The following is a 6,523-nucleotide window of genomic DNA, read 5'->3' on the forward strand; positions in this document are numbered from 1 at the left end:
AAAGTTTGTATCTTGACTCGCATCTCTCTTCATAACACTCGTTTAGTTTTCAAGGATCAATCATCTTGTTACCGCACTGTCGAGCGGCAACGTTATCTACCTTAACACGAACTCAATCGAAAGTCAACCAATCATCTCAACTTTTTTCACCACCGCATCTCGCGGCGACAGAACCTATCTTACCATCACTCCTGCTCACATCGCAATTTGCGTCACCGAACAAACCATTACAAAACATGCGGTAGACAAGGAAAAGCGCCGGACAGATGCCCGACGCTTTCACATCCTTCTCTATTCGCCTCGATCGCGCTTTTCGATCTGCCAGCGCAAAAAGCCATCGATGAAAGGATCAAGTTCGCCATCCATCACCGCGTGAACATTGCCGATCTCGACGTTCGTCCGGTGATCTTTGACCAGTGAATAGGGATGGAACACATAGGAGCGAATCTGGCTGCCCCACGCGATCTCACGCTGTTCACCGCGCAGTTCGGCCAACTCCTCCAACTGCTTTTGACGTTCCAACTCGTACAGCTTCGCCGCAAGAATCTTCATCGCCGAGGCGCGATTCTTAATCTGCGAGCGCTCCGACTGACAGGTGACGACCACTCCGGTCGGAATGTGCGTAATCCGGACGGCCGAATCGGTCGTGTTGATATGCTGTCCGCCCGCACCGGAAGCTCGATAAGTATCGATCTTCAGATCCACCTCTTTGATATCGACCGCCACATCGTCATCCAACTCTGGAACGAGATCGACAGAAGAGAACGAAGTATGGCGACGACCTGATGCGTCAAACGGGGAGATGCGCACCAAGCGGTGCACCCCGCGCTCCGCCTTCAGATACCCGTACGCGTTGAAGCCTTTGATCAGGAGAGTCACGCTCTTAATCCCCGCTTCATCGCCGGGCAGGTAGTCGAGAACGTCCACCTTGAAGCCCTTGTCCTCCGCCCAACGGGTGTACATCCGCATCAGCATCGATGCCCAGTCCTGCGACTCCGTACCACCTGCACCTGGATGCAGCTCCAAGATCGCGTTGCTCTTGTCGTACGGTTCGCTGAGCAAAAGCTCCAGCTCAAACTTCTCCAGATCCGCCTTCAGCTCCCCAATGCCTTTGTCGCACTCAAGAAAAAGGTCATCATCCTTTTCCTCCTGCGCAAGCTCAAGCATCACTTCCTGATCATCAAACTCCGACTGGAATTTCTCCATGCGGTCAACGCTGCCCTTCAAGGCATTGTTCTCGCTGATCACCTTCTGTGCCGCCTCTTGATCTTCCCAAAAGGCGGGCGCCGACATCAGCTCTTCAAGCTCCGCGATTCGCTTCTTTTTGCTCGGGAGGTCAAAGAGACCTCCCGATGTCCGCCAGACGCTTGGCTGTATTTTGAAGCTCTTGACGCAGTTCACCAAAAGTTTGAGCTGCCATTGCAACCACTCCTACTTACTATTTATTTCGCTTAGCCTGCCCGTCTTCTCCCGGACCGATCTCCACCATCTGCAGACCCATCTTCGGATCGGACGGAGCTGCCTGCACCATTCCGCCAACATTCGACTTGAACGTGTAGGTGACGACCTCTTCGCGAATGTTTTGGATCATCTGTTCGAACATGTCAAACCCTTCGAACTTGTAATCCATCAGCGGATCGCGCTGACCATATGCGCGAAGGTGAATCCCTTGGCGCAGCTGATCCATCGCATCGATGTGGTCGATCCACTTCGTATCGACCGCACGAAGCAAGATCACCTTTTCATACTCGCGCATCCCAGCGCCGAGCAGCTGTTCGCGCGCCTCATACTCCTTGTCAGCCAGATCGTGCAGCAACTCCTCCAGCTCCTCATGCGTCGCAAACTTCTCAAGGTCTTCGATCGCGAGCATGCCTTCGCGGGCGATGCGAGTTTCCACATACTCCAGCAGGCCATTCAGATCCCAATCCTCAGGCACGATATCTTTCGGGCAGTGCGCTTCGATGACTGCGTTCACCTGTTCGTGAAGCATATCCTTCACCACATGCGAGCAATCCTCGCTGTCCAAGATCTCACGACGCTGCTTGTACATCACCACGCGCTGCTGGTTCATGACATCATCATATTTCAAGACGTGCTTCCGAATGTCAAAGTTGTTCCCCTCGACCTTCTTCTGCGCCGACTCGATCGCTTTGGACACGATGCCCGCTTGAATCGGCTGATCCTCTTCCAGACCGAGTCGATCCATGATGTTCATGATGTTCTCCGAGCCGAACAGACGCATCAGATCATCTTCGAGCGACAGGAAAAATTGCGTCGAGCCCGGATCGCCCTGACGACCTGCACGCCCGCGCAGCTGGTTGTCGATCCGTCTGCTCTCATGTCGCTCCGTACCGATGATGTGCAGCCCGCCGATCCCTTCGACCCCTTCGCCCAGCATGATGTCCGTCCCGCGTCCCGCCATGTTCGTAGCGATCGTCACAGCGCCGCGTTGACCTGCACGCGCCACGATCTCCGCCTCGCGATCATGCTGTTTCGCGTTGAGCACCTGATGAGGAACGCCGCGCTGTTTCAGCAGATTGGACAGGTACTCCGACTTCTCGATCGACGTCGTACCGACGAGAACCGGCTGCCCTTTCTCATTGCGCTCCACAATCTCATTAACGACCGAGTTGAACTTGCCGCGGATGTTTTTATAGATCACATCGGACATGTCGTTCCGCTGGCTCGGGCGGTTGGTCGGAATCGTGATGACATCCATCCCGTAGATCGAGCGGAACTCCTCTTCCTCCGTCTTCGCCGTACCGGTCATCCCGGAAAGCTTGTTGTAGCCGCGGAAATAGTTTTGCAAAGTGATCGTCGCCAGCGTCTTCGATTCGTTTTGAATGCGCACGCCTTCCTTCGCTTCGATCGCTTGGTGCAGACCTTCCGAATAGCGGCGGCCTTGCATCAGACGCCCGGTGAACTCATCGACGATGATGATCTCGTCGCCTTGCACCACATAATCCTTGTCGCGATGCATCGTCACATGCGCCTTCAGCGCCTGCGTGATATGATGGTTGACCAGCATGTTCTCCTGATCGAACAGGTTGGAAACGCGGAAATACTTCTCCGCCTTCTTCGCGCCGGTCTCTGTGAGAATGACGGACTTCGCCTTCTCATCGTGGCTGTAATCCACCTCATTGCGCAGACCCGCCACAAAGATGTTCGCGCGGAAATACAGCTCGGTCGACTTCTCCGCCTGACCGGAGATGATCAGCGGCGTACGCGCTTCGTCGATCAAGATCGAGTCCACCTCGTCGATGATGCAGTAGTTCAGCGGGCGCTGAACCATCTGATCGAGCGACAGAGCCATGTTGTCGCGCAAGAAGTCAAACCCAAACTCATTGTTGGTCCCATATGTAATATCGGCCGCGTAGGCGGTTTGCTTTTGACCGTGGGACATCCCGTTGATGTTCAACCCGACCTGCAGTCCGAGGAAGCTGTGCAGTTGACCCATCTCTTCCGAGTCCCGACGAGCAAGATAATCGTTGACCGTGATGACGTGGACACCTTGTCCAGACAGCGCGTTCAGGTAAGACGGCAAAGTCGCAACCAGCGTCTTCCCTTCCCCGGTGCGCATCTCTGCGATGCGACCTTGGTGCAGGACGATCCCGCCCATGAGCTGAACATCGTAGTGTCGCTTGCCAAGCACGCGCTTGCCAGCTTCCCGAACGACCGCAAAAGCCTCGGGCAGCATATCATCAAGCGATTCCCCTTGAGTGAACCGCTCCTTAAACTCAAACGTCTTTCCACGCAGCTCATCATCGCTCAGCTTTTCCATCTCCGGCTCAAGCGAATTGATGCGCTGTACCAGTTTCGAGAGCTTCTTAACCTCTCTCTCGTTGCTGTCCCCAACAATCTTCTTCAGGAGGCCCAACATACAAGGTTTCACTCCTCTCCAAATTAAGACACGATGTCTTAGTATAAAATTGTATCACTCTTTTGCCCGCACCCACAACAGTTAAATCCACTCACAAACATTTTATGTATTTGAGGTGACCTTACAACAGGCCACCTGTCCCCCGCACAACAGTCACAAAAGATTCCGATTGGCTCGCACTTCCTCCTCCTGATCGCCGCGCAAAAAGCCAAACAGGAGTCCGATGAAGATGATGAACCACCACCCGCCATAAAAAGAGCTGACCCCGATCACCACCAGCACAGCAACGAGCAGCTCGATCAGCCACGGGTGCAGATAAAACCCTTTCCGCAGATTCCAGAACACCACTTGCCCCACCTTCAGCGCCACAAAAAACACCACCACTTGCAACAGCCACATCCATACGCTCACCTGCTGTCACCTCCGTACCACATCGTATGCGGAGATGCTTGGGCAGGTGCCCAAAATGCGTTACGACGCCTCGCCGTCCTCCAAGCTCATCCACAGCCTCAGACCGCCGCCGACGAGCGACTGACCGCCCATCAAAACGGGAATCGGAGCATCCAGCGCCGCCTGAGCGAGCTCGCGCAAAAACGGGTTCCGCACTTGCTCCATCCACCCCAGATCTGCCGCAAATCGCTCCTCCTCGCTCACCCGCACCCCGAAATGTTCCAATATCACCCGCGTATCAAACAAAGCGCATTGCACTTGCTCGCCAAGCAGCTCAAAAAAGCGCTTCCAGCCGACCGCTTCCACCAAGCTGCCAAGCAAGCTCCGCACCTCGCCGCGCTCCACGCGGCCGAGCGCCTTCATCCCGCGTTCCTCCGAAAAAATCCGCACGCGCACGCCGATCCCTTGGCCAAACCGCTCCGCTTCCACCGGATTGACTCGCCCGATCAACGCCACATCCGGATAATCGGATCGGTGCAACACAGCGCGCACCCTTTCGATCGGCACCTGCTGCCCCCAGTTGACGACCGCTTTGCGCAGCCTTGGCCCGCAGGTGAAGCTTGCAGCGGCGAGCAGCGCATCGACAGGCGTATCCAGATCGAAGCGAAAGCCCAGATCGGAAGGAAAAAAGCGCACCGACAGCCCCGCTTGCCGCTCCAGCGCGTAGCCAAACTCATTATCATTTTGACAGGACTCGACGGCCGACACGACTGAGGCTGGTTTCCACATCACCATGTCGGGGGAAAGCCGATTGTTCTGCCAGACCTCCCCGTTCGCAAGCGATTGGGCGAGCTCAGCCAACGCTCCCGCCTGCAGCAAAGGAGCGGCACAGCCGCCCAAGACCAGCACATCTTCGTCTGGACGGGCATAAGCGTGCACGACATCCTGCACCACGTTCAGCCAATGGAACGCACCACCAGACGTATCCCATGCCTTGCAGAGCAACTTACGAGCTTCCGCAAGCACCTGATGATCATCAGACACCACCACGACTTGAAACGACGATTCCCCAGCCAGCTTTTCGACCAGATCCACCGCAGCCGCTCTCCGAACCTCCAACATCGCCCGTAGTATCCCCGACTCACCATCACCATATCCACCGGCCATCACAATCGTTAACATCAAACCGCTCCTCCTTCCCGCCTCCAAACACCATTCTACCCTCATCAGAGGTGTCACCATCATCCCCAACACAGGAGTTCCAAAAACGAGTTACCACGATTCCGTGCCTTCATCCAAAAGCGCGCCTCGCTCCCCCTCCTCACTCGGCACGGAAAACCACCGCGCCATGTTTGAGCAACGAGAGGGGGACTCACCGAATGTTCGAGGGAAGAGGCATAGGAGTTACACAAATCACGAGAGACGCGCTAAAGACGGGAGAGTACCTCTCAAAAAAATCGAATTCGAGCGTCATTCTGCGCAATTCGAGAACGGGAGAAAAATTTCCTCGTCCACCCCAATCGCCCAGTACCACCCTACGCTACCATTCCTTACACCGGGGGAGTATCCGGCCTAGAGGTGGGCACCCCTTTCGAGGAGTGAGTTTGCGCGGTGGTTTTCCGCGCCATGTTTGAGCGAGCGAGAAGGCGGCTCACAGGATGTTCGAGGAAAGAGGCATAGGAGTTATACAAATCATGAGAGAGACGGTGGGAGGTATCCTTCAAGATACGAGTTCGCACTTGCATTTTGCGCGAGTCGAGAACAAGAGGAAAATTACTACCCTGCGCCGGCCAGTCAGTACCACCCTACGCCATCATTCCTTACACCGAGGGAGTATCCGACCTAGAGGTGGGCACCCCTTTCGAGGAGCGAGTTTGCGCGGTGGTTTTCCGCGCCATGTTTGAGCGAGCGAAGGGGGTGCCACCGGGTGGTCGGGGCAGGAGGGCAAAAGAGTTGCACAAGTCGCAGGGGGAAAGTCTGGGGCGGTGAGGAAAATCTTTCAAGGAGCGAGTTCGCGCGTGCATTTTGCGCGAGTCGAGCGGGAGAAAGATTTCCTCATCGCCCCAACAGGCCGGCACCTGCCTCACCAACAGTGGCATATCGCAAGAAACGCTCCCACCACCCAAGTGCATCCAACATAAAAACGCCACGCACCCCGCTACACTCCCTACACTCCCTACACTCATACACTCACACACTCACACACTCACACACTCACACACTCACACACTCACACACTCACACACTCACACA

The 6,523-nt window shown here is 55.5% G+C and carries 4 protein-coding genes; all 4 read right to left on the minus strand.

Going from position 1 to position 6,523, the window contains the following annotated elements:
* Positions 1-291: 291 nt before the first annotated feature.
* The 4 genes from prfB to ACFSOY_RS19675 all read right to left on the minus strand — a co-directional run bounded on the left by prfB (position 292) and on the right by ACFSOY_RS19675 (position 5,452).
* Positions 292-1,420, minus strand: a protein-coding gene (gene prfB / locus ACFSOY_RS19660; protein ID WP_386049569.1) for a peptide chain release factor 2 whose coding sequence is annotated in 2 segments (ribosomal slippage) — positions 292-1,338 and positions 1,340-1,420 — 1,128 coding nt in all. Because the reading frame shifts where the segments join, the coding sequence is not laid out codon by codon here.
* 18 nt (positions 1,421-1,438) lie between these two features.
* The gene (gene secA / locus ACFSOY_RS19665) at positions 1,439-3,880 is read right to left on the minus strand and encodes a preprotein translocase subunit SecA (RefSeq protein WP_386049570.1); all 2,442 of its coding nucleotides are present in this window, start codon (positions 3,878-3,880) and stop codon (positions 1,439-1,441) included.
* A gap of 153 nt (positions 3,881-4,033) precedes the next feature.
* The gene (locus tag ACFSOY_RS19670; RefSeq protein WP_386049571.1) at positions 4,034-4,291 is read right to left on the minus strand and encodes a hypothetical protein; all 258 of its coding nucleotides are present in this window, start codon (positions 4,289-4,291) and stop codon (positions 4,034-4,036) included.
* Between the two features lie 60 nt (positions 4,292-4,351).
* Positions 4,352-5,452, minus strand: a complete 1,101-nt coding sequence (locus ACFSOY_RS19675) for a hypothetical protein (protein WP_386049572.1) — start codon at positions 5,450-5,452, stop codon at positions 4,352-4,354.
* Positions 5,453-6,523: the final 1,071 nt, after the last annotated feature.

Origin of the sequence: Tumebacillus lipolyticus, assembly GCF_042682745.1 — a bacterium.
Lineage (GTDB): Bacteria > Bacillota > Bacilli > Tumebacillales > Tumebacillaceae > Tumebacillus_A > Tumebacillus_A lipolyticus.

Excerpts from the sequence above, each read along its gene's own strand:
- secA (WP_386049570.1), bottom strand. The coding sequence starts at position 3,880 with ATGTTGGGCCTCCTGAAGAAGATTGTTGGGGACAGCAACGAGAGAGAG.
- ACFSOY_RS19675 (WP_386049572.1), bottom strand. The coding sequence starts at position 5,452 with ATGTTAACGATTGTGATGGCCGGTGGATATGGTGATGGTGAGTCGGGG.